Origin of the sequence: Providencia sp. PROV080 (assembly GCF_033688105.1) — a bacterium.
Taxonomy (GTDB): Bacteria; Pseudomonadota; Gammaproteobacteria; order Enterobacterales; family Enterobacteriaceae; genus Providencia; species Providencia zhejiangensis.
The window spans coordinates 837,780-857,287 of the sequence record NZ_CP096346.1; the positions used below are offsets into that span (position 1 = coordinate 837,780).

Annotated in this window: 19 protein-coding genes; 8 read left to right on the forward strand and 11 right to left on the reverse strand. The window is 42.6% G+C overall.

The genetic code is table 11. The features are described 5' to 3' along the window. Window positions 1-10 precede the first annotated feature (10 nt). The 6 genes from secF (at window position 11) to thiL (ending at window position 5,004) form a co-directional block, all read left to right on the forward strand. Window positions 11-979, forward strand: a complete 969-nt coding sequence (secF, locus tag M1F03_RS03565) for a protein translocase subunit SecF (RefSeq protein WP_163860709.1) — start codon at window positions 11-13, stop codon at window positions 977-979. A 178-nt stretch (window positions 980-1,157) separates the two neighbouring features. After that, the gene (nrdR, locus tag M1F03_RS03570) at window positions 1,158-1,607 is read left to right on the forward strand and encodes a transcriptional regulator NrdR (RefSeq protein WP_154624258.1); all 450 of its coding nucleotides are present in this window, start codon (window positions 1,158-1,160) and stop codon (window positions 1,605-1,607) included. 4 nt (window positions 1,608-1,611) lie between these two features. Next, window positions 1,612-2,727 carry a bifunctional diaminohydroxyphosphoribosylaminopyrimidine deaminase/5-amino-6-(5-phosphoribosylamino)uracil reductase RibD gene (ribD, locus tag M1F03_RS03575; RefSeq protein ID WP_154624257.1) on the forward strand — a complete coding sequence of 372 codons (1,116 nt, stop codon included), beginning with the start codon at window positions 1,612-1,614 and terminating at the stop codon, window positions 2,725-2,727. A 239-nt stretch (window positions 2,728-2,966) separates the two neighbouring features. Further along, complete coding sequence (gene ribE / locus M1F03_RS03580) at window positions 2,967-3,437, forward strand: 6,7-dimethyl-8-ribityllumazine synthase (RefSeq protein WP_154624256.1); 471 nt, start codon at window positions 2,967-2,969, stop codon at window positions 3,435-3,437. A 26-nt stretch (window positions 3,438-3,463) separates the two neighbouring features. Continuing rightward, a complete protein-coding gene (gene nusB / locus M1F03_RS03585) occupies window positions 3,464-3,880 on the forward strand; it encodes a transcription antitermination factor NusB (protein WP_163860710.1) in 417 nt (138 codons plus the stop codon). A gap of 134 nt (window positions 3,881-4,014) precedes the next feature. Continuing rightward, the gene (gene thiL / locus M1F03_RS03590) at window positions 4,015-5,004 is read left to right on the forward strand and encodes a thiamine-phosphate kinase (RefSeq protein WP_154624255.1); all 990 of its coding nucleotides are present in this window, start codon (window positions 4,015-4,017) and stop codon (window positions 5,002-5,004) included. A 581-nt stretch (window positions 5,005-5,585) separates the two neighbouring features. Here thiL and dxs read toward each other — a convergent pair. From dxs to xseB, 3 genes are all read right to left on the reverse strand, one after another. Further along, the gene (dxs, locus tag M1F03_RS03595; protein ID WP_251465110.1) at window positions 5,586-7,454 is read right to left on the reverse strand and encodes a 1-deoxy-D-xylulose-5-phosphate synthase; all 1,869 of its coding nucleotides are present in this window, start codon (window positions 7,452-7,454) and stop codon (window positions 5,586-5,588) included. Window positions 7,455-7,702: 248 nt separating this feature from the next. Further along, window positions 7,703-8,620 carry a (2E,6E)-farnesyl diphosphate synthase gene (gene ispA / locus M1F03_RS03600; protein ID WP_247046981.1) on the reverse strand — a complete coding sequence of 306 codons (918 nt, stop codon included), beginning with the start codon at window positions 8,618-8,620 and terminating at the stop codon, window positions 7,703-7,705. 3 nt (window positions 8,621-8,623) lie between these two features. Then, window positions 8,624-8,875: an exodeoxyribonuclease VII small subunit gene (gene xseB, locus M1F03_RS03605; protein WP_004926992.1), complete on the reverse strand. Its 252-nt coding sequence runs from the start codon at window positions 8,873-8,875 to the stop codon at window positions 8,624-8,626. 219 nt (window positions 8,876-9,094) lie between these two features. Here xseB and thiI point away from each other — a divergent pair, with 219 nt between their 5' ends. Then, window positions 9,095-10,546: a tRNA uracil 4-sulfurtransferase ThiI gene (gene thiI, locus M1F03_RS03610; protein ID WP_154622800.1), complete on the forward strand. Its 1,452-nt coding sequence runs from the start codon at window positions 9,095-9,097 to the stop codon at window positions 10,544-10,546. 58 nt (window positions 10,547-10,604) lie between these two features. Here the strand turns inward: thiI and yajL are convergent, their stop codons facing one another. Next, the gene (yajL, locus tag M1F03_RS03615; RefSeq protein WP_154622799.1) at window positions 10,605-11,198 is read right to left on the reverse strand and encodes a protein deglycase YajL; all 594 of its coding nucleotides are present in this window, start codon (window positions 11,196-11,198) and stop codon (window positions 10,605-10,607) included. Beyond that, a complete protein-coding gene (gene panE / locus M1F03_RS03620; protein ID WP_154622798.1) occupies window positions 11,161-12,072 on the reverse strand; it encodes a 2-dehydropantoate 2-reductase in 912 nt (303 codons plus the stop codon). Before panE ends, yajL begins: the two co-directional genes overlap by 38 nt. Window positions 12,073-12,215: 143 nt before the next feature. On the opposite strand from panE, the gene M1F03_RS03625 reads away from it, so the two are divergent. Continuing rightward, complete coding sequence (locus M1F03_RS03625; protein WP_154622797.1) at window positions 12,216-12,707, forward strand: YajQ family cyclic di-GMP-binding protein; 492 nt, start codon at window positions 12,216-12,218, stop codon at window positions 12,705-12,707. A 44-nt stretch (window positions 12,708-12,751) separates the two neighbouring features. Here M1F03_RS03625 and M1F03_RS03630 read toward each other — a convergent pair whose 3' ends face one another. From M1F03_RS03630 to cyoA, 6 genes are all read right to left on the reverse strand, one after another. Then, window positions 12,752-14,119, reverse strand: a complete 1,368-nt coding sequence (locus M1F03_RS03630; protein WP_163860712.1) for an MFS transporter — start codon at window positions 14,117-14,119, stop codon at window positions 12,752-12,754. 305 nt (window positions 14,120-14,424) lie between these two features. Continuing rightward, on the reverse strand, window positions 14,425-15,312 hold the full coding sequence (gene cyoE, locus M1F03_RS03635) for a heme o synthase (protein WP_070926781.1): 888 nt from the start codon (window positions 15,310-15,312) through the stop codon (window positions 14,425-14,427). Window positions 15,313-15,324: 12 nt separating this feature from the next. Continuing rightward, window positions 15,325-15,657 (reverse strand): cytochrome o ubiquinol oxidase subunit IV, encoded by a 333-nt coding sequence (locus M1F03_RS03640; protein WP_154622795.1) that lies wholly within the window; start codon window positions 15,655-15,657, stop codon window positions 15,325-15,327. Further along, entirely contained in the window at window positions 15,658-16,272 is a 615-nt protein-coding gene (locus M1F03_RS03645) for a cytochrome o ubiquinol oxidase subunit III (protein WP_154622794.1), read from the reverse strand. It lies immediately after the preceding gene. Then, window positions 16,262-18,253 carry a cytochrome o ubiquinol oxidase subunit I gene (gene cyoB, locus M1F03_RS03650; RefSeq protein ID WP_154622793.1) on the reverse strand — a complete coding sequence of 664 codons (1,992 nt, stop codon included), beginning with the start codon at window positions 18,251-18,253 and terminating at the stop codon, window positions 16,262-16,264. The genes M1F03_RS03645 and cyoB overlap by 11 nt, the downstream gene beginning before the upstream one ends. Before the next feature lie 4 nt (window positions 18,254-18,257). Further along, window positions 18,258-19,205, reverse strand: a complete 948-nt coding sequence (cyoA, locus tag M1F03_RS03655) for a cytochrome o ubiquinol oxidase subunit II (RefSeq protein WP_154622792.1) — start codon at window positions 19,203-19,205, stop codon at window positions 18,258-18,260. Window positions 19,206-19,508 lie beyond the last annotated feature (303 nt).

Consider the following 19,508-nt stretch of genomic DNA (forward strand, 5'->3'; position numbering starts at 1 on the left):
GGAGCACGTTGTGGCACAGGATTATACTGTTGAACAATTGAACTATGGCCGTAAAGTCTATGACTTTATGCGCTGGGACAACGTTGCCTTTGGGATTTCTATCGTACTGCTGATCGCATCTTTTGTGGTCATCGGGGTTAAAGGGTTCAACTGGGGACTTGATTTCACAGGAGGGACGGTAATCGAGATCAACCTGAGTCAGCCTGCTGACTTGGATAAGATTCGTGATAGTCTTTCTAATACGGACCACAAAGACCCTCTGATCCAAAACTTTGGTAGTAGCCGTGACATTATGATCCGTCTACCCCCTATCGAAGGTGTGGCGGGTCAAGAAGTTGGTAAAGAGATCATCACTATCATCAATAAAAATGTTGATGAACAGGCGACAGTTAAGCGGATTGAGTTTGTGGGGCCAAGTGTTGGCGCTGAATTGGCTCAAACAGGCGCACTGGCATTGTTAACCGCGCTTATCTGTATTCTGATTTATGTTGGTTTCCGCTTTGAATGGCGTCTCGCTGCGGGTGCGGTATTAGCACTTGCCCATGACGTTATCATTACATTAGGTATCTTATCGTTATTCCATATTGAGATCGATATGACGATTGTTGCGTCATTGATGTCTGTTATTGGTTATTCACTGAACGACAGTATCGTAGTATCTGACCGTATTCGTGAAAATTTCCGTAAGATCCGTCGCGGTACACCTTATGAAATCATGAACGTCTCTCTTACCCAAACATTAAGCCGTACCATTATGACATCTGCAACCACATTACTGGTGGTTTTGATGCTGTATATATTTGGTGGCGCAATGTTAGAAGGCTTCTCATTGGTAATGTTGATTGGTGTCACTATTGGTACTATCTCATCTATCTATGTTGCTTCTGCATTAGCATTGAAGATGGGAATGAGACGTGAGCATTTACTTCCTCCTAAAGTTGAGAAAGAAGGTGCAGACCAAGAGTCTTTACTGCCTTAATCTGATTTAGCAGAAGGCCTGTCATGCTAGTAGGCCAATTAACGCTATCTTTTGGGTTTTGAAAAGCGAGCTAAAAACGTGAAACACCCCGTTAGACTGCAAATGTACAGTCTTGCGGGGTGTTTTTTATTGAGCTCTGGGTTACACTGTTTACCCGAAATAAGAATCAGGAAACACTATGCACTGCCCATTTTGCTCAGCTGTAGATACGAAAGTAATTGACTCGCGTCTAGTTGGTGAAGGCTCTCAAGTGCGCAGGCGCCGTCAATGTCTGCTTTGCCATGAACGCTTCACCACCTTTGAAGTGGCTGAACTTGTTATGCCACGGGTAATTAAAAGTGATGAAATACGTGAACCGTTTGATGAAGAAAAACTTAGCCGAGGCATGCAAAAAGCCTTGGAAAAACGCCCTGTAAGTGCAGATGCGGTTGAACAGGCGATTATTTCTATCAAATCACAACTCCGTGCAACGGGTGAAAGAGAAATCCCTTCTAAATTGATTGGTAATTTAGTGATGGATGAGTTGAAAAAGTTGGATAAAGTCGCTTATATCCGTTTTGCCTCGGTTTACCGCAGTTTTGAAGATGTGCGGGAATTTGGCGAAGAAATCGCTAAATTACAGGATTAATAACATGATTGAACAAGACCGCATCTACATGGCGCGGGCGCTTGAGCTTGCCCAAAAAGGTCGTTTTACTACGTCACCAAACCCAAATGTTGGCTGTGTTATTGTACGTGATGGTGAAATTGTGGGTGAAGGCTACCACCAGAAAGCTGGAGAGCCTCACGCTGAAGTTCATGCTTTGCGTATGGCAGGGGAAAATGCAAAAGGTGCAACCGCCTATGTCACATTAGAGCCGTGTAGCCATCATGGTCGTACACCACCTTGTGCTGAAGCTTTAATTAAAGCCGGTGTTAGCCGTGTTGTGGCCGCTATGCAAGACCCTAACCCACAAGTTGCAGGTCGTGGCCTATATATGCTGTCTCAAGCCGGTATCGAAACGGCCAGTGGGGTTTTGATGGAGCAAGCTGAGCGATTAAATCAAGGCTTTCTCAAGCGCATGCGTACAGCATTCCCTTATGTTCAATTGAAACTGGCAGCCTCTCTTGATGGTAAGACAGCGCTTGCCTCTGGCGAAAGTAAATGGATTACCTCTGCCGCTGCTCGGCAGGATGTTCAAGTATTGCGAGCGCAGGCAAGCGCCATCTTAAGTACCAGCAGTACCGTATTAGCAGATGATCCTTCTTTGACTGTTCGATGGAATGAGTTACCGGAAAATATACAAACTATTTACCCAGAAAAGACGGTACGTCAGCCTATTCGAATTGTGTTGGATCAGCAGAACAAAGTCACGGCAGAGCATAAGGTGACTCAATTATCAGGTGAATGTTGGCTTGTACGCCCACAACCTGACGTCGATGCCGTATGGCAGGGGCAAGTTGAACAATTAGCGATACCCAGTGACGACAATGGCATTGATTTAGTGATTCTGATGATGCAGCTCGCTAAGCGTAATGTGAACAGTATATGGGTAGAAGCAGGACCAACACTGGCCGGATCGTTACTTAAGCTCGGTTTAGTGGATGAGCTTATTGTTTATATTGCACCTAAACTGCTAGGCGATACCGCGCACGGATTAGTCAATTTTCCGGCCCTTGCGCATTTGTCTGATGCGCCAAAATTTGCATTTACGGATGTGCAAAAGGTTGGTGATGATCTACGTGTTAGACTACGTCCCGTGTGGTAATAAAAGTTTTTTATCGTTTTGCTAAAATTCAACCACGCGATTAATGAAAGAATGTGATAAAATCCGCGCCCCACGGGTTGTATACTGTTCATCATTCGAGGTGCAGCTCGGTAATAAGTGAAAGCGTCGCTAGATGTATAGTTCGCTGTATGACTAGGGCGAATGGGGTTCTTACCGTAGGTAAGGTAAAACGCTGCAACCTGAAGCATGACGAGTATAATTAATATTAAAGGAAGGCTATGAACGTAATTAAAGGTGTTGTTGCCGCGCCACAAGCGCGTGTCGCCATTGCAATCGCTCGTTTTAACAACTTTATTAATGATAGTCTGCTGGACGGTGCTGTTGATGCTTTAGAGCGTATCGGCCAAGTTTCTCAAGACAACATTACTGTTGTGTGGGTACCGGGGGCTTATGAGCTACCATTAACAGTGAAAGCGTTAGCTGAAACGAAAAAATATGATGCAGTCATTGCGTTAGGCACGGTTATCCGTGGTGGAACGGCCCATTTCGAGTTTGTTGCAGGAGAGTGTAGCTCAGGCCTATCTCATGTAGCAATGAACAGTGAAATTCCTGTCACTTTTGGTGTTCTGACCACAGAGAATATTGAGCAAGCGATTGAACGCGCTGGCACTAAAGCTGGTAACAAAGGTGCTGAAGCAGCACTGACAGCATTAGAAATGATTAATGTACTTAAAGCTGTAAAAGGCTGATTTAGTTTTTATTTAAGGGGAATCTTGTGAAACCTGCTGCTCGTCGCCGCGCTCGTGAGTGTGCTGTGCAAGCCATCTATTCATGGCAATTATCCGGTAATAACGTTTCCGATGTGGAATATGAATTTATTGCTGAACAGGACATGTCTGACGTTGACGTTATTTATTTTCGTGAACTGTTATCTGGAGTAGCGAATAACGCTGCGAAATTGGATCAACTCATGGCTCCTTTCTTATCTCGCCAACTCGAAGAGCTGGGACAGGTAGAGAAAGCGATTTTACGTGTTGCTATGTATGAACTTAGCTACCGTGAAGATGTCCCTTATAAAGTTGCTATTAATGAAGGCATTGAACTTGCTAAAGTATTCGGTGCAGAAGATAGCCATAAATTTGTTAATGGTGTACTTGATAAGGCTGCGCCAGCTGTTCGTCGTAAAAAATAAACATTGATCAGGGTTCCCTCCTGTAATACTACAGTAGTAATGAGGTAGGCTGGGTTCCAGCCTATCTTTATATTTTATGCGTATGTATCCATGATAAATATGATACTAGGCATAGCGAAAATGGAAAAGCTACCATGTCATATGGCGAATTTGACCTCATCGCACGTTTCTTTAACCGTCAAACTACCAATCGACGGGATGTGAATATCGGTATTGGTGATGACTGTGCGTTGATGACCATACCAGAAAAACAGCAGCTTGCTGTCAGTACTGATACACTGGTTTCTGGTATTCATTTCCTACCTGAAATTTCCCCTGCGGATCTAGCCTACAAATCATTAGCCTCTAATTTAAGTGATCTTGCTGCGATGGGGGCGGATCCTGCTTGGGTTTCACTGGCGATTACATTACCTCATGTTGACCTCCATTGGTTAGAGCAATTCAGTGATAGCTTGTTTGAGCAGATTAATTATTACGGTATGCAGTTAATTGGTGGAGACACCACGCGTGGCCCGATGAGTTTAACTTATACGGTACATGGCTTAGTGCCACATGGAAAAGCATTGTCACGGTCAGGGGCTCGTAATGGAGACTGGATATATGTGACGGGAACACTGGGTGATAGCGCTGCCGGTCTAGCAATATTGCAGGGCAGGTTAGATATCCAAGATGAAAAGCAAAAAGCATGGTTACTGGGACGCCATTTGCGTCCTCAGCCACGTATTTTGCAAGGCCAAGCATTACGTAATCTGGCCTCTTCCGCCATTGATATTTCAGATGGATTAATTTCCGATCTAAACCATATCTTGAAAGCTAGCGGCTGTGGTGCACGTATTAATCTTGATGCATTGCCGCTTTCTGAAGCATTACAGCAAAACTGTTCCGTAGAGCAAGCGCGTATTTGGTCTCTCAGTGGCGGCGAGGATTATGAGCTTTGCTTCACAGTTCCTGAGATAAACCGTGGTGCACTCGAAATGGCACTAGCGCATACCGGTGCCAACTTTACTTGTATTGGGCAGATCAAACCGCAATCTGAGGGGATCAGTTATTATTGTGATAATCAGGTTGTAGATGTGGCATTAAAAGGATTTGATCATTTTGTATTAGAAAATATTGATAATTAATCCTAGATAATAACGCATAAAAAAATCAGCCCGTGTCAGTCATTGTCACGGGCTTTTTTATTATTATTGATCGCAACAGATCGTTATAAAGGGATCTTGAATCCATAAAATATTTTATTTTATATTTTGCTGGCAAAATAATGCTGAGATAATTTCTATAAAAGAATAAACAGGCTTATTAGTATAAATACTTACATATGAAGAGGGGGATTAAGTATTCTTTAAGTGTATGAATAAAAAGTCATTTTTTATTCATAAAAGAAAGCTGCCAAAAGGCAGCTAAAACAAAAATGAGGCGTAGATCTCATATAAATATGAGATATTTATGTCAATATTGACAAAATTCTTATGAGGGTAAATAGATGTTAAATCCATACTGAACTTTATTTGAGATAAAAGCAAGATCCTTTTTAAAAGAAATTTGCTTGAAATTGATCTAACTAATGATCCCGCTAATTTTATACTGAGATATTAAAAAATATGAGTGCAATTCAACATTAAATCACAGAGGGAATAGGATGAAGTACCAAGAAAAAACAGGTATTGCTTGTTACCCTAACAATACCTGTCTATTTTAGACACTACAGTTTTTGTTGATACTGCTCGATAGCGTTCAGAATGCCTTGGCTATCTAAACCGAGATCTGCAATAAGCTCATCTTGACTACCTTGAGGAATAAAGAAGTCAGGTAATCCAAGGTTTAATACGGGGATCATCTTGCGCTCGCGCATCAGAAATTCGTTAATACCACTACCCGCACCACCCATGATGGCATTCTCTTCTAGCGTCACTAACATTTCATGACTATTTGCCATTTCCAAAATTAATTCTTCATCCAATGGTTTCACAAAACGCATATCAACCACGGTTGCATTAAGTTCTTCAGCGGCAACTAATGCATGCTTGAGCAAAGTACCAAAGCAGAGGATCGCCACCTTCTCACCTTGGCGTCGAATGACTCCTTTACCAATCGGCAGGGTTTCGAGAGGTTGAAGCTCAGCACCTGTTCCTGTTCCTCGAGGATAGCGAACAGCAGTTGGGCCTTCTTTATAGTGGTAGCCTGTATGCAGCATTTGACGACATTCATTTTCATCACTTGGCGTCATGATCACCAATGTTGGGATACAACGGAGATAGGAGATATCAAAAGCACCTTGATGAGTCTGACCATCTGCACCAACAATCCCAGCACGATCAATAGCAAATAAAACAGGCACTTTTTGGATCGCGATATCGTGGATCACTTGGTCGTAGCCGCGTTGTAGGAAAGTGGAGTAAATTGCAACAATAGGATTGTAGCCTCCGATAGCTAAGCCAGCAGCAAAGGTCACCGCATGCTGTTCGGCGATAGCAACGTCAAAGTACTGGTCGGGGTACTCTTTTGAAAAACGCACCATACCGGAACCTTCACGCATTGCAGGTGTGATCGCCATGAGTTTGCTATCATTCTGTGCTTCATCACACAGCCAATCGCCAAAAATTTTAGAGAATGTAGGCCCCGTTTCTTTGCTTTTAGGTAAAGTAAAAGTGCTAGGGTCAAATTTAGGCACAGCATGCCAGCTAATTGGATCTTTTTCGGCTGGTTCATAGCCACGACCTTTTTTGGTCATGATATGTAAGAATTGAGGGCCTTTTAGATCGCGCATATTTTTCAGCGTCTGTACGAGCGCAACAACATCATGACCATCAACTGGACCGATGTAGTTAAAACCAAGCTCTTCAAACATGGTGCCTGGAACAACCATACCTTTGATATGCTCTTCGGTTTTCTTTAAGAGCTCTTTAATCGGCGGCATGTTCGAGAACACTTTTTTTCCACCTTCACGTAAGGTGGTATAAAGCTTGCCAGAAAGTAAATGCGCAAGGTGATTATTAAGTGCTCCAACATTCTCAGAAATAGACATTTCATTGTCATTAAGAATGACTAACATATCCGGCGCGACATCACCAGCATGGTTCATCGCTTCAAAAGCCATGCCGGCAGTAATTGCGCCGTCACCAATCACACAGACGGTTTTACGATTCCTATCTTCTTTTTCAGCGGCAATAGCCATACCTAAGCCGGCACTGATTGAAGTTGATGAGTGGCCGACACTGAGTACGTCATATTCACTTTCATCACGCCAAGGAAAGGGATGTAAGCCATTTTTTTGGCGAATGGTATCGATACGATCGCGGCGTCCCGTCAAAATTTTATGTGGGTAGGCTTGATGACCGACATCCCAAACGAGGTTATCGAAAGGGGTTTTATAGACATAATGTAATGCGACGGTGAGTTCAACGGCGCCTAAACCAGAGGCAAAATGACCGCTAGATCGACCAACACTACTAAGTAAAAATTGCCTGAGTTCATCACATAGCTTAGGCAGGCTTTCTTTCGGTAGCAAACGAAGCTCTTCCGGTGTTTCTGCCAGCGCTAGTGTTGGATACTTAGCGATATCAATACTCATTAGGGGCTCACTACTATTATAATTGTTAAAAGGTAATATACTCGTCATATATCCAGTTGCCGCATTGTTGACTAGGCCCAACCCTATGGGGCATCTAGTTTGCGGTGCTGTTAGCGACTTATTGGTTGTTCGCTCAGCGGTACTACGAATTATTTAGAGTATAACGCTGGGTAATCCCAGCGTTCGAATTCAGCTATTATGCCACTTTTATCATCATACGTCTGAATGTAAAGTGGCTTTATATAAGATCAGCTTTTGCGCTCGATAATGAAATTAGCTAATGCGATTAAGGTTTGCGTATTATAGCCTTGTGCTTCAATGACTTTTAAGGCTTCAAGGGCATTAAAATAAAGTTCACGCGCTTTTTCTTGAGCTGCTTCAAGCCCCAGTAATGAGGGATAAGTGCTCTTTTCATGCTCTGCATCTGCACCTTGACGCTTACCTGTGATTTCGCTGTCACCAATGACATCTAGAATGTCGTCTTGTACTTGAAATGCCAGACCGATAGCTTCAGCATAATGATCTAAAGCAGATAATATTTGATAGCCGTTATCTCCAGCGGCATAGGCGCCCATGCGAATGGCCGCTCGTATGAGTGCACCTGTTTTATGTTGATGAATTTGCTCTAGTTCCGCAAGGCCGACACGTTTACCTTCAGCTTCAAGATCAAGGGCTTGTCCACCGCACATGCCTGCTAAGCCACTGGCATAAGCCAGCTCTGACAGCATGGCAATCCGATCTTTATCAGTGACATCTGGCATGGGGGCGGAGGAAAGTAATTGGAATGCTAATGTTTGTAGCGCATCACCGGCTAAAATCGCATTTCCTTCACCAAATTTTATATGGCATGTCGGTTGCCCACGGCGTAAATCATCATCATCCATCGCTGGGAGATCATCATGAATGAGTGAATAGGCATGAATACATTCAACCGCCGCCGCTGGTGCATCAAGATTAATGGCCGCGACACCAAGCATACTTCCTACAGTATAGGTTAAAAATGGGCGTAGGCGCTTACCGCCGAGCAATGCGCCATGCTTCATCGCAGCAGCAAGCGGTAAATGTGAGAAAGGAAGCGCATCCAAAGCATCTAATAGATATTGGTTAACTCGCTCATACGCTTGTTGTTGTTGTACTATGAAGCTATTAAGGTGTTGTTCAGACATAATTTATTCGGTATCTGGTGAAAAATCATCAAGTGCTTTATTTTCATCATCGCTAAGGAGAATTTGAACGCGTTGTTCAGCCTGTTGGAGGACTTTTTGCCCTTGTTTAGCGATTTGAATGCCTCGTTCAAATTCATTGAGAGCATCTTCAAGTGGTAGTGAGCCAGACTCAAGGCGAGAAACAATTTCCTCAAGTTCTTTGAGTGAGTTTTCGAAGCTAACTACTGGTACTTGTTGAGATTTTTCTTTAGCCATCTTTCTTCAACCACAAATATTCAATCATTCAATCAAGGGATTATATTCATTTAGCAGACTAGCGTAGTCTCGCTACGGATACAATTTATTCTTAGTGTTTTTAGATTCAACACACAAGATAGTGCTATAATACGCTTCTTTATTGACAATTGGTAACCTGTACGTGTGTCACTTTTAAAATACGTGCGCTGGCCCCTATAACATTAACATGCTGCTATTATGAAGTTTATCATTAAGTTATTCCCAGAAATTACGATTAAAAGCCAAACCGTTAGGCTACGTTTTATTAAGATCCTCACCAGCAATATCCGTAATGTACTCAAACCATTAGGCGAAGAAATCGCGGTTGTCCGTCATTGGGATAACATCGAAGTGCGTGTTAAAGGGGAAACAAAGCACGACGAAATTTGTGACATGCTGACTCGAATCCCTGGTATTCACCATATTTTAGAAGTTGAAGAAAAACCGTTTACTAGCCTACATCATATTTATGAAATGGCGCATGAGGCATACGGTGCATTACTAGAAAACAAAACCTTTTGTGTTCGCGTAAAACGCAGAGGGAAGCACGAGTTTACATCGATTGAAGCGGAACGCTACATCGGTGGTGGCTTAAATCAACATATTTCATCTGCAAAAGTGAAATTAACCGATCCTGATCTCACCGTGCATTTGGAGATCGAAGACGAAAACTTGATCCTCGTGAAAGCGCGTTATGAAGGTATTGGCGGTTTCCCAATTGGTACTCAAGAAGATGTACTGTCGCTGATTTCAGGTGGTTTTGACTCAGGCGTTTCCAGTTATATGTTGATGCGCCGAGGCTGTCGAGTGCACTACTGTTTCTTTAACTTAGGCGGTGCAGCCCACGAAATTGGCGTTAAACAAATAGCCCACTATTTATGGAACCGCTTTGGCAGTTCACATAAAGTTCGTTTTATTGCGGTTAATTTTGAACCTGTTGTGGCAGAAATCCTTGAAAAAGTTGATGATGGCCAAATGGGAGTGGTACTGAAGCGCATGATGGTACGCGCAGCTTCTAAAGTCGCCGAACGTTATGGTGTACAAGCGATTGTCACTGGCGAGGCATTAGGACAAGTATCAAGCCAAACACTGACCAATTTACGTTTGATTGATAATGCTTCAGATACGTTGGTATTGCGTCCTCTGATTTCTCATGACAAAGAGCATATCATCAAACTAGCTCGCCAAATCGGTACTGAGGATTTTGCTAAAACGATGCCTGAATATTGTGGCGTGATTTCGAAAAGTCCTACCGTTAAAGCGGTTAAAGCGAGAATTGAAGCAGAAGAAGCAAATTTTGATTTCAGTATTTTAGACGATGTGGTTGAACACGCACAAAATATTGATATCCGCCAGATTGCACAAGAAAGTCGCGAACAAGTGACAGAAGTGGAAATGGTGAGTGAGCTTTCACCAGACAATGAAATCATTTTAGATATTCGCTCTGTGGATGAGCATGAAGATAATCCATTGTCGATCGAGGGAATTGAAATTAAACATATTCCATTCTATCGACTGGGAACGCAGTTTGGTGATTTACCAAAAGAAAAGACTTATTTACTGTACTGTGATCGTGGTGTGATGAGTCGCTTGCAAGCGCTGTATCTGCAAGAACAAGGCTTTAGTAATGTGAAAGTCTATCGCCCGTAACTCGCTACGTTCTATAAGATAAAAGCCGATCCCGCTACGCTGTTTCGGCTTTTTGTCATTACTGCTCTAAGTAATCATTAATCCCATTAGGTAAAATTAATTGAGATGCAACCTTGCCAGCGATATCACGGCCAACTAGCAACTCAATCAATTTTAAGGCGAAATCAAAGGTAGTTGCAGGACCTTGACTGGTTAATAGATTCACTCGCTCATCAAAATACACTCGTTTATCAACCCATTTATTGGCTGCAATCTGATCTTGTAGGGTTGGGAAACATGTCATATTCCCCATGGGAAATAATTGATGATATTCCAATACCAGCGCAGGTGCGGCGCAGATTGCGGCAACAATTTTGCCATCAAGATGCATACGTCTTACTTTTTCAATGACGAGAGGGCTATTTTGGAAGGCCTCTGCACCTTTTAATCCACCCGGAAGCACAATTGCATCGAAAGGATCATCGGCAACCCTAATTAAAGGCGTATCAGCGATGATTTTGAGTCCTCTCGACGCTGTTATATTAACAGAGCCATCATCAGTCACGCTGGCTAAAGTTACTTTAATACCTGCTCTAACTAATAGATCGGCTGTAGTGACTGTCTCTATTTCTTCACTACCATTGGCGATGCATATCAGCACGGAAACCGTCATTTTTTTCTTCTCGCTGTTTAACTAAATGGTATAAACGATCGTTCTCAGGAGTATGAAGCCCGTGAGCTCTCGCTTGTTTAATCAGGTAGCCAGTAATGTAATCAATCTCTGTACGGCGTTTATTACGGATATCTTGCAGCATTGAAGAGTAGTTATTGGCTGTATTGTGAATGATGCCATAAATATAATTAACGAGCTGAGTTTTATCGGTATGTAGCCCTTCAATTGCCATCACTTGGCAAATCTCATCGATGAGCGTATTGATTTGTTCTGGATGATTAAGTAAATCACCATTTTTACAATCATAAAGGATGGTTAATGGGTTAATAACACAATTTGCAGCCAGTTTTCGCCAACACGTATTTAAAATTTGGTTATGCCATGCAACATCCGGTAGGGCTTCATGCAAAATATCGGCAATCGGATAGTAATTTTCAGCAAGTGAATTGATGGCACCAATATGGGTTATGCCGTTCGCAACATGAAAAACCTGATTATTTTCTTGCCACGCAGCGTGGGTGGTCACGCCAGATAAAAAAGGATGCCGTAAAGGGCCTAATTCCTCAAGCGTTCCCATGCCGTTATGCAGTAATAAAATTGGACAGGATTCGGGGATATTATGAAGCAAAGGGAGTAAGGCATCGGACACTTGCCATGCTTTTAAACAGACAATAACGAGTTCACTATTATGTAAGTGATTAAGGTTGTTACAAGGGATTAATTCACGAAAAATACGCCCGTCAGGCTCATTAACATCAACAAATATATCGGATTGAGCGATACGTAACCATCCTTGAATATCATGCCCTTGTTCAGCTAATGCGGCAACCCACAGCTTGCCGATGGCACCACAACCTATAAGCGTTATTTTCATATTTCCCCTATGAACCATTTCTTCTAAGCTTGTAAGAATATAACGATATAGACATATGTAAACTCATATTTCCAGTATAGTACTTTTGCTGTCAATAGAAAGCAGCTATCATGCATCGCATTGATTATCAGGAGGTCATAACTATGCCATCATTTGATATTGTATCTGAAGTAGAAATGAATGAAGTCCGCAATGCGGTTGAAAATGCTAATCGTGAATTAACCACTCGCTGGGATTTTAAAAATGTGACGGCGAGCTTCGAACTTAATGAAAAAAGCGAATCAATTAAGGTCACTAGTGAGTCAGACTTTCAAGTTCAGCAGCTATTAGACATTTTACGTGAAAAAATGGCAAAACGTGGTATTGATGGTGCTGTATTGAATGTCCCTGATGACATTGTGCATAGTGGTAAAACATACAGTGTTGAAGTGACCCTAAAGCAGGGAATTGATACTGCCACAGCCAAAAAAATCGTGAAGCTAATTAAAGATAGTAAATTGAAAGTACAGGCACAGATCCAAGGGGAGCAAGTGAGAGTAACCGGTAAATCACGTGATGATTTGCAATCGGTAATGGCGCTCGTCCGTTCTGGTAATTTAGGCCAGCCATTCCAATTTACTAACTTCCGAGACTAACACGTAAAAAAGCCCACAGCATTTATCGTTGTGGGCTATAGCGATTATATTTGGTCTTTGATGATAGACTCGAGTTGTTCTCGGGAGGTCAATTTTCTATCCACTTTCACATAGACGCCCATTTCATCAGGGATAATCGCGGCCTCAAGTACACCGGGTTGAGATAAGAGCAGTGCTTGTAACTTAGCGGTGTTTTTAAATTGAGGTGGTAACACAAGGCGAATACTGCTGACATAAGGTGGTTGCTTCATGGTTAAGCTAACAACAAACCAAATGGCTGTTACTGCTAATCCACCGATAAATACCGCGGCTGCGCCATCTATATCATATAACCAACCGCCGAGTATCCCTCCGATAGCGACACCTAGAAATTGGCTGGTGGAGTAAACCCCCATTGCGGTACCTTTATAACCTGCGGGAGCTTCTTTACTGATTAAAGAAGGAAGGATCGCCTCCATAATATTAAAGGCAACAAAAAACAGTTGTAAGCCAACGAAAATCACCCACAAATGGCTTCCTGACAGCCATAAGGTTATTTCAGCTAAAGCCAGTATCACAATACAGAATAAAAACACTTGCTTCATTTTTCGGTGTTTTTCAGCGTAGATGATAAAGGGAAGCACTGAAACAAAAGCGACCAGCATGGTGATAAGGTAAGCTTTCCAATGGTCTTTGGCTAGGTATCCCGCATCGCTCATCATTAAAGGTAAAGCGACGAAGCTGGACATGAGCAAGGTGTGTAAGCTTAAGATGCCTAAGTTGAGTTTCAATAATTGCGGGTGAGTAATGACCGCCCGTAAATTTCCTTTAACAAAAGCGGATTCTCGGTTAGTAATATGCTGGCGGCTATTCGGTACAACAAACAGGGTAACGATGATAGCGCCTCCTGCTAATAGGGTGATTCCCCAAAATAGCCCGCTTAACCCAATCCAATGAGTGATGATCGGGCCTAATACTAAGGCGATAGCGAAAGTGATACCAAAGCTAATTCCTAAAAAAGCCATTGCTTTGGTTCGATTCTGCTCACGCGTTAAATCGGAAAGTAATGCCATAACGGCGGCAGAAATAGCGCCAGCACCTTGCAAGGCTCGGCCAATAATAATGCCCCATATGGAATCACTGAGAGCGGCAATCACACTACCAATAATAAAGATAACTAGCCCAATAATAATTAAGGGCTTACGACCAATTTTATCCGACATTAAACCAAACGGTATCTGAAAGATAGCTTGGCTTAAACCATAAATACCAATCGCTAGGCCTACCAAAAATTCTGATGAGTCCTTAAGATGAATACCATAGCTGGTCAAAATGGGTAATACCATAAACATCCCTAACATACGTAGGGAGAAAACTGAACCCAACCCCCATGTAGCACGGAGTTCGGAGGTGGTCATTTTGTTATCTTTCATAAATACTCGTCATACTTCAAGCTGTAGCTGTGTTGGCTTCATTCACTAACCCTGGTCAGTTATGAATGTATTTATCTAGGAATTAGTCACATTTTGCCTTATTACAACAAATTAGAATATTGTTAGTTATTATTTTGAGCATAGAAAGGCATTATCTCGCTATGCTAGGCGTGAATAAGCGGGTATTAAAACATAAAAGTTATTCGATAGGGTAGGTCGATTCGTCAAATAAAAACGTTCGAAAACATGGTGACTAAATGAAACGGCAGGACTAGCCTGCCGTTAGAGTAACTGCGTGTTAGAATTTATCTAACTAAAGCTATAACAGTATCGGTTGAAACTGTTGGATCAACTGACATCATGACACTCAACGATGTGATAGCCACAATGGAGAAGATAAACAGTTTGCGAGCCCAAACACGGTCATCATTTTCGGTTTTAAATCCGGAGATTGCCATGCCAAGCCACCAAAGACTAACAGCCGCACCAACAACTAAATATTTATAACCAGCGTATCCGCTGATAGCTAACATCAGTGTGGCGACCATAAATGCCAAGATATATAAGAAGATATGGGTTTTAGCCACAGAGATCCCCTTAATAACAGGCAAAACAGGAATATTGGCTGCTTTATAGTCTTTAAAACGGAAAATCGCGATAGCATACGAATGTGGCATCTGCCACAAACTGAAGATCAATAACAGAATCAATGCACCGGTATCGAACTCATTTGTGACGGCACAGTAACCAATAACAGGAGGTGCTGCACCAGATAAACTGCCAATTAGCGTGCCATAGACTGATTTACGTTTCATATATAGGCTATAGATACCTACATAAACGATGAAACCAATCACCGCAAGGAGCATTGCCAGAGCATTCGCTGCTACAAGAAGTAGCAGCATGCCAGCAATACCTAATGCAGCGGCGTAAATCAGGCTAATCTTCGGGTCAATCAGCCCTTTAACTAAAGGGCGATTCTTCGTTCTTTCCATGATACGGTCGATATCACGGTCGATATAGTTGTTAAAAACACAACCAGAAGCCACGACCAGTGATACACCCAGCAAAGTCGCAATAAACAGCGGATAATCAATCGTGCCTTTTGAGGCAAGTAGAAAACCGCCGATCACAGAAATTAGATTTCCGAAAATAATTCCTGGCTTGGTCACTTGCAGGTATTGCTTAAACATATCGGCAACTCTTTAGTCGAGCATCATATTGATGTTCAGGTTGTACATAATCCACAGAGAGCCAACAACAACGATACCGATGATTAGCATAGTGAACAGAAATGCAATCAGGTTCCAGCGCTCATCTGATGATGTATTCATGTGCAGGAAACAGACTAAGTGTACAAGGATCTGCACAACTGCCATACCGACAACAGTCCAAAGGATAGCGGCTTGTGATGCAGTACCTTCCATCACCATCCAGAATGGGATCACTGTCAGGATGACGGATAGAATAAAGCCAATCAGGTATGTTTTAACGCTACCGTGGCTTGCTCCAGTGTGAGCATCTTTTGCATGACTCATTTAAATAGCCCCCAGAAGATAAACAACGGTAAATACACAAATCCAAACAACGTCTAAGAAGTGCCAGAATAAGCTAAGGCAGTTCAAACGCGTTTTGTTCACGTCAGTTAGGCCACGACGAGTGACTTGAATCATCATAACGATAATCCAGATCAAACCTGCTGTTACGTGCAGACCATGTGTTGCAACTAAAGCAAAGAAACCTGATAGGAAACCGCTACGGTCAGGACCCAGTCCTTCAGCGATCAGTTCATGGAACTCGTACACTTCCATGATAACGAACCCAAGGCCTAGCAGGAAGGTTGCGAATAGCCATAAGTTGACTGCTGGGATTTTCCCTTTATGCATCGCAATCATTGCGAAGCCATAGGTAATACTACTGAATAAAAGTAAGAATGTTTCACCCAGAACGAATTTCAGGCTGAAAATATCTTTACCTTCAGGACCACCAGCGGTGCCATCGGCTAGAACAACATAAGTTGCAAACAAGCAAGCAAATAGAATCAGGTCGCTCATTATGTAGAGCCAGAAACCAAATACCTTTGTCCCACCTGCATCATGGTGCCCATGCTCTGCATGGGCTAAGTTTTGATTAGTCATTGTATTAGTTGACATCGTTCACACCTGCCTTACGTAAGTCTTCAAAGTGCTTATTCTCGATTTCTTCGATTTCAGCCACAGGTACGTAATAATCAACATCTTCGTCGAAGCTTTTTGCAATCCAAGTAACAATCATGCCAGCGAAACCAACGATTGCGAGCCACCAGATGTGCCAGATCATCGCGAAACCTAAAACCAAGCTAAATGCCGCGATAATCACGCCAGCGCCGGTATTTTTCGGCATATGAATTTCTTCATATGAAGCAGGTTTCTTATGAGCGATGCCTTTTTCTTTCATATCCCACCAAGCATCACGCGTTTGAACGTTAGGTTCAATAGCGAAGTTGTAGAATGGTGGTGGAGAAGAAGTTGCCCACTCCAGAGTACGTCCGCCCCATGGGTCTCCGGTTAAGTCACGGTTAGCATGACGATCACGGATACTCACGATGATTTGGATAACTTGGCATGCAATACCAATTGCGATTAGACCTGCACCGCAAGCCGCTGCAACCAGCATACCGTGGTACGTTGGGTCAATGTTTTGGCTTAAACGACGAGTCATACCCATAAAGCCAAGGATATACAACGGCATAAATGCTAAGAAGAAACCAACAATCCAGAACCAGAAGGCACGAACGCCCCATTTCTCATTCAGCGTGAAGCCGTAAGCTTTCGGGAACCAGTAAGTCATACCAGCGAAACATCCGAATACCACACCACCAATGATAACGTTATGGAAGTGAGCAATCAGGAATAAGCTGTTGTGTAGAACGAAGTTTGCACCAGGTACAGCAAGTAGAACCCCAGTCATACCACCAACAGAGAAGGTGATAATGAAGCCGACAGTCCATAGCATCGGTGATTTGAACTCAATACGACCTTGGTACATGGTAAACAGCCAGTTGAAGATCTTAACCCCAGTTGGGATTGCGATAATCATCGTAGCGATACCGAAGAAGGCGTTGACGTTTGCCCCCGAGCCCATCGTAAAGAAGTGGTGCAACCATACAATGAACGACATAACGGTAATAACGATAGTTGCCCATACCAGAGAGGTATAGCCAAACAAACGTTTTTTCGAGAAGGTTGCTGCAATTTCTGAGAATACACCAAATACAGGTAGAACAAGGATATACACCTCAGGGTGACCCCAAGCCCAAATCAGGTTGATGTACATCATCATGTTGCCGCCCATATCGTTAGTGAAGAAATGGGTGCCTAGATAACGGTCTAAAGTCAGTAGTGTGATGGTGACTGTTAAGATAGGGAATGCTGCAACGATCAGTACGTTAGTACAGAGTGCTGCCCAGCTGAATACTGGCATTTTCATCATCGACATACCCGGTGCACGCATACGGATAATTGTCGCGATAAAGTTAACCCCTGTTAATAGTGTACCAATACCGGATATTTGGAGACTCCATATCCAATAATCGACCCCGACACCAGGGTTGTACTCCAAGCCAGATAAAGGCGGATAAGCTAACCAACCTGTCTGTGCGAATTCACCCACCCCTAAAGAGATGTTAATCAGCACAACACCGACAACGAAGAACCAGAAGCTCAGTGAGTTCAGGAATGGGAACGCAACATCACGTGCACCAATTTGCAGAGGAACAACAAGGTTCATCAGACCGACAACAAATGGTGTTGCCATGAAGAAAATCATGATAACGCCGTGTGCGGTAAAAATTTGGTCATAGTGATGAGGATTCAAGAACCCTTCTTGACCAGCAGAAGCAAGTACCTGCTGACCACGCATCATGATGGCATCCGCGAAACCACGGAACAACATGACCATTGCAACAATGATGTACATGACACCAATTTTTTTGTGGTCAACAGAGGTTAACCACTCTTTCCACAACCACTTCCATTTACCGAAGTAGGTGATCGCACCTAGAAGCGCAAGGCCGCCGAGAATGATACAAATCAATGTCACGACGACAATTGGCTCATGGAGCGGAATAGCATCTAGTGTTAATTTTCCGAACATGCCCTTATTCCTCAGCGCCTGTATGAGCATTATGGCTCATATGCATAGATTGACCTGCGGCTTCATCTTTCTTGTCCGCAGGAGCGTGACCTTTATGGTGCTCATGACCAAACTTGAGAATGATGTCTTCATACAGATTTGGTTTCACGCTAGAGAAGTAGGTAACAGGAACATTCATGCTAGGCTTAGCGACTTCGTCGAAAGCTTGCATTGTATCCATAGTTTTAGGTGAAGCTTTTACCTTTTGTACCCACTCATCAAAACCTTGACGATCAGGTGTTGCAATAGCATTAAACTTCATGTCAGAGAATCCATGACCACTATAGCTTGCTGAGAAGCCTTTGTAGGTACCAGGTTCGTTGGCAATTAAGTGAAGTTTAGTTTGCATACCTGCCATCGCATAGATTTGGCCACCTAAAGATGGAATGAAGAACGAGTTCATCACCGAATCAGATGTGATTTTGAAGTTGATTGGCACACCGGTAGGGAATGCTATTTCGTTAACTGTTGCAATACCTTGCTCTGGATAGATGAAAATCCATTTCCAGTCAGCGGAAATAACTTCAATTGTGACAGGTTCCTGATCACTGACTAATGGCTGATATGGATCAAGCTCATGAGTCGTTTTCCAAGTGATTGTACCTAGAATAATGATAATGATGATAGGAACAGTCCAGCAGACTAACTCAATTTTATTTGAGTGAGCCCAGTTAGGACGGTAAGTCGCTGATTTATTGGATTCACGATATTTTCTAGCAAAAATAAACGCCATGAAAATAACGGGAATGACAACAACCAGCATTAAGCCGATTGCAATAAGAATCAGCTCTTTTTGTTTAACGCCAACGGCGCCTTTAGGGTCCATCAACACCATATCGCAACCACCTAATAATAAGGTAGCGACAACAAGTGAGAGTGCCCCAATGCTTTTTTTGTAGTTCATAAGTCTCATCCACGACCCCAAATGACAAAGATTCTAATTGTCGTTTCATCAGTGGGGGCATTCTACGGTAAGGTTATGTGAGTGTAAACAATTGTAAGGTAAAGAAACGGGATTGTTAGCTCTTTATGTTAATATGATCACATGTGAAGAACTTATGATTAAATAGTTAAAAGTCATGCAGATTATAGGTATATTTTGCTAAAACAGGACTAATACTAAAATATCTTTGTCTTTTTTCAAAGAAAAATATATACAAAAATGAGCAAAAATTAAAACAACTGATCTGATTGTTAAATAAAATGGTAGGTGAAA

Coding starts and splice junctions, on each gene's coding strand:
- panE (WP_154622798.1), bottom strand. CDS start 12,072: ATGAAAATAACGCTTATAGGTTGTGGTGCCATCGGCAAGCTGTGGGTT.
- M1F03_RS03630 (WP_163860712.1), bottom strand. CDS start 14,119: ATGAAAGATAACAAAATGACCACCTCCGAACTCCGTGCTACATGGGGG.
- thiI (WP_154622800.1), top strand. CDS start 9,095: ATGAAGTTTATCATTAAGTTATTCCCAGAAATTACGATTAAAAGCCAA.
- yajL (WP_154622799.1), bottom strand. CDS start 11,198: ATGACGGTTTCCGTGCTGATATGCATCGCCAATGGTAGTGAAGAAATA.
- cyoA (WP_154622792.1), bottom strand. CDS start 19,205: ATGAGACTTATGAACTACAAAAAAAGCATTGGGGCACTCTCACTTGTT.
- M1F03_RS03645 (WP_154622794.1), bottom strand. CDS start 16,272: ATGTCAACTAATACAATGACTAATCAAAACTTAGCCCATGCAGAGCAT.
- xseB (WP_004926992.1), bottom strand. CDS start 8,875: ATGGCTAAAGAAAAATCTCAACAAGTACCAGTAGTTAGCTTCGAAAAC.
- ribD (WP_154624257.1), top strand. CDS start 1,612: ATGATTGAACAAGACCGCATCTACATGGCGCGGGCGCTTGAGCTTGCC.
- cyoB (WP_154622793.1), bottom strand. CDS start 18,253: ATGTTCGGAAAATTAACACTAGATGCTATTCCGCTCCATGAGCCAATT.
- ribE (WP_154624256.1), top strand. CDS start 2,967: ATGAACGTAATTAAAGGTGTTGTTGCCGCGCCACAAGCGCGTGTCGCC.
- thiL (WP_154624255.1), top strand. CDS start 4,015: ATGTCATATGGCGAATTTGACCTCATCGCACGTTTCTTTAACCGTCAA.
- nrdR (WP_154624258.1), top strand. CDS start 1,158: ATGCACTGCCCATTTTGCTCAGCTGTAGATACGAAAGTAATTGACTCG.
- dxs (WP_251465110.1), bottom strand. CDS start 7,454: ATGAGTATTGATATCGCTAAGTATCCAACACTAGCGCTGGCAGAAACA.
- cyoE (WP_070926781.1), bottom strand. CDS start 15,312: ATGTTTAAGCAATACCTGCAAGTGACCAAGCCAGGAATTATTTTCGGA.
- M1F03_RS03625 (WP_154622797.1), top strand. CDS start 12,216: ATGCCATCATTTGATATTGTATCTGAAGTAGAAATGAATGAAGTCCGC.
- M1F03_RS03640 (WP_154622795.1), bottom strand. CDS start 15,657: ATGAGTCATGCAAAAGATGCTCACACTGGAGCAAGCCACGGTAGCGTT.
- ispA (WP_247046981.1), bottom strand. CDS start 8,620: ATGTCTGAACAACACCTTAATAGCTTCATAGTACAACAACAACAAGCG.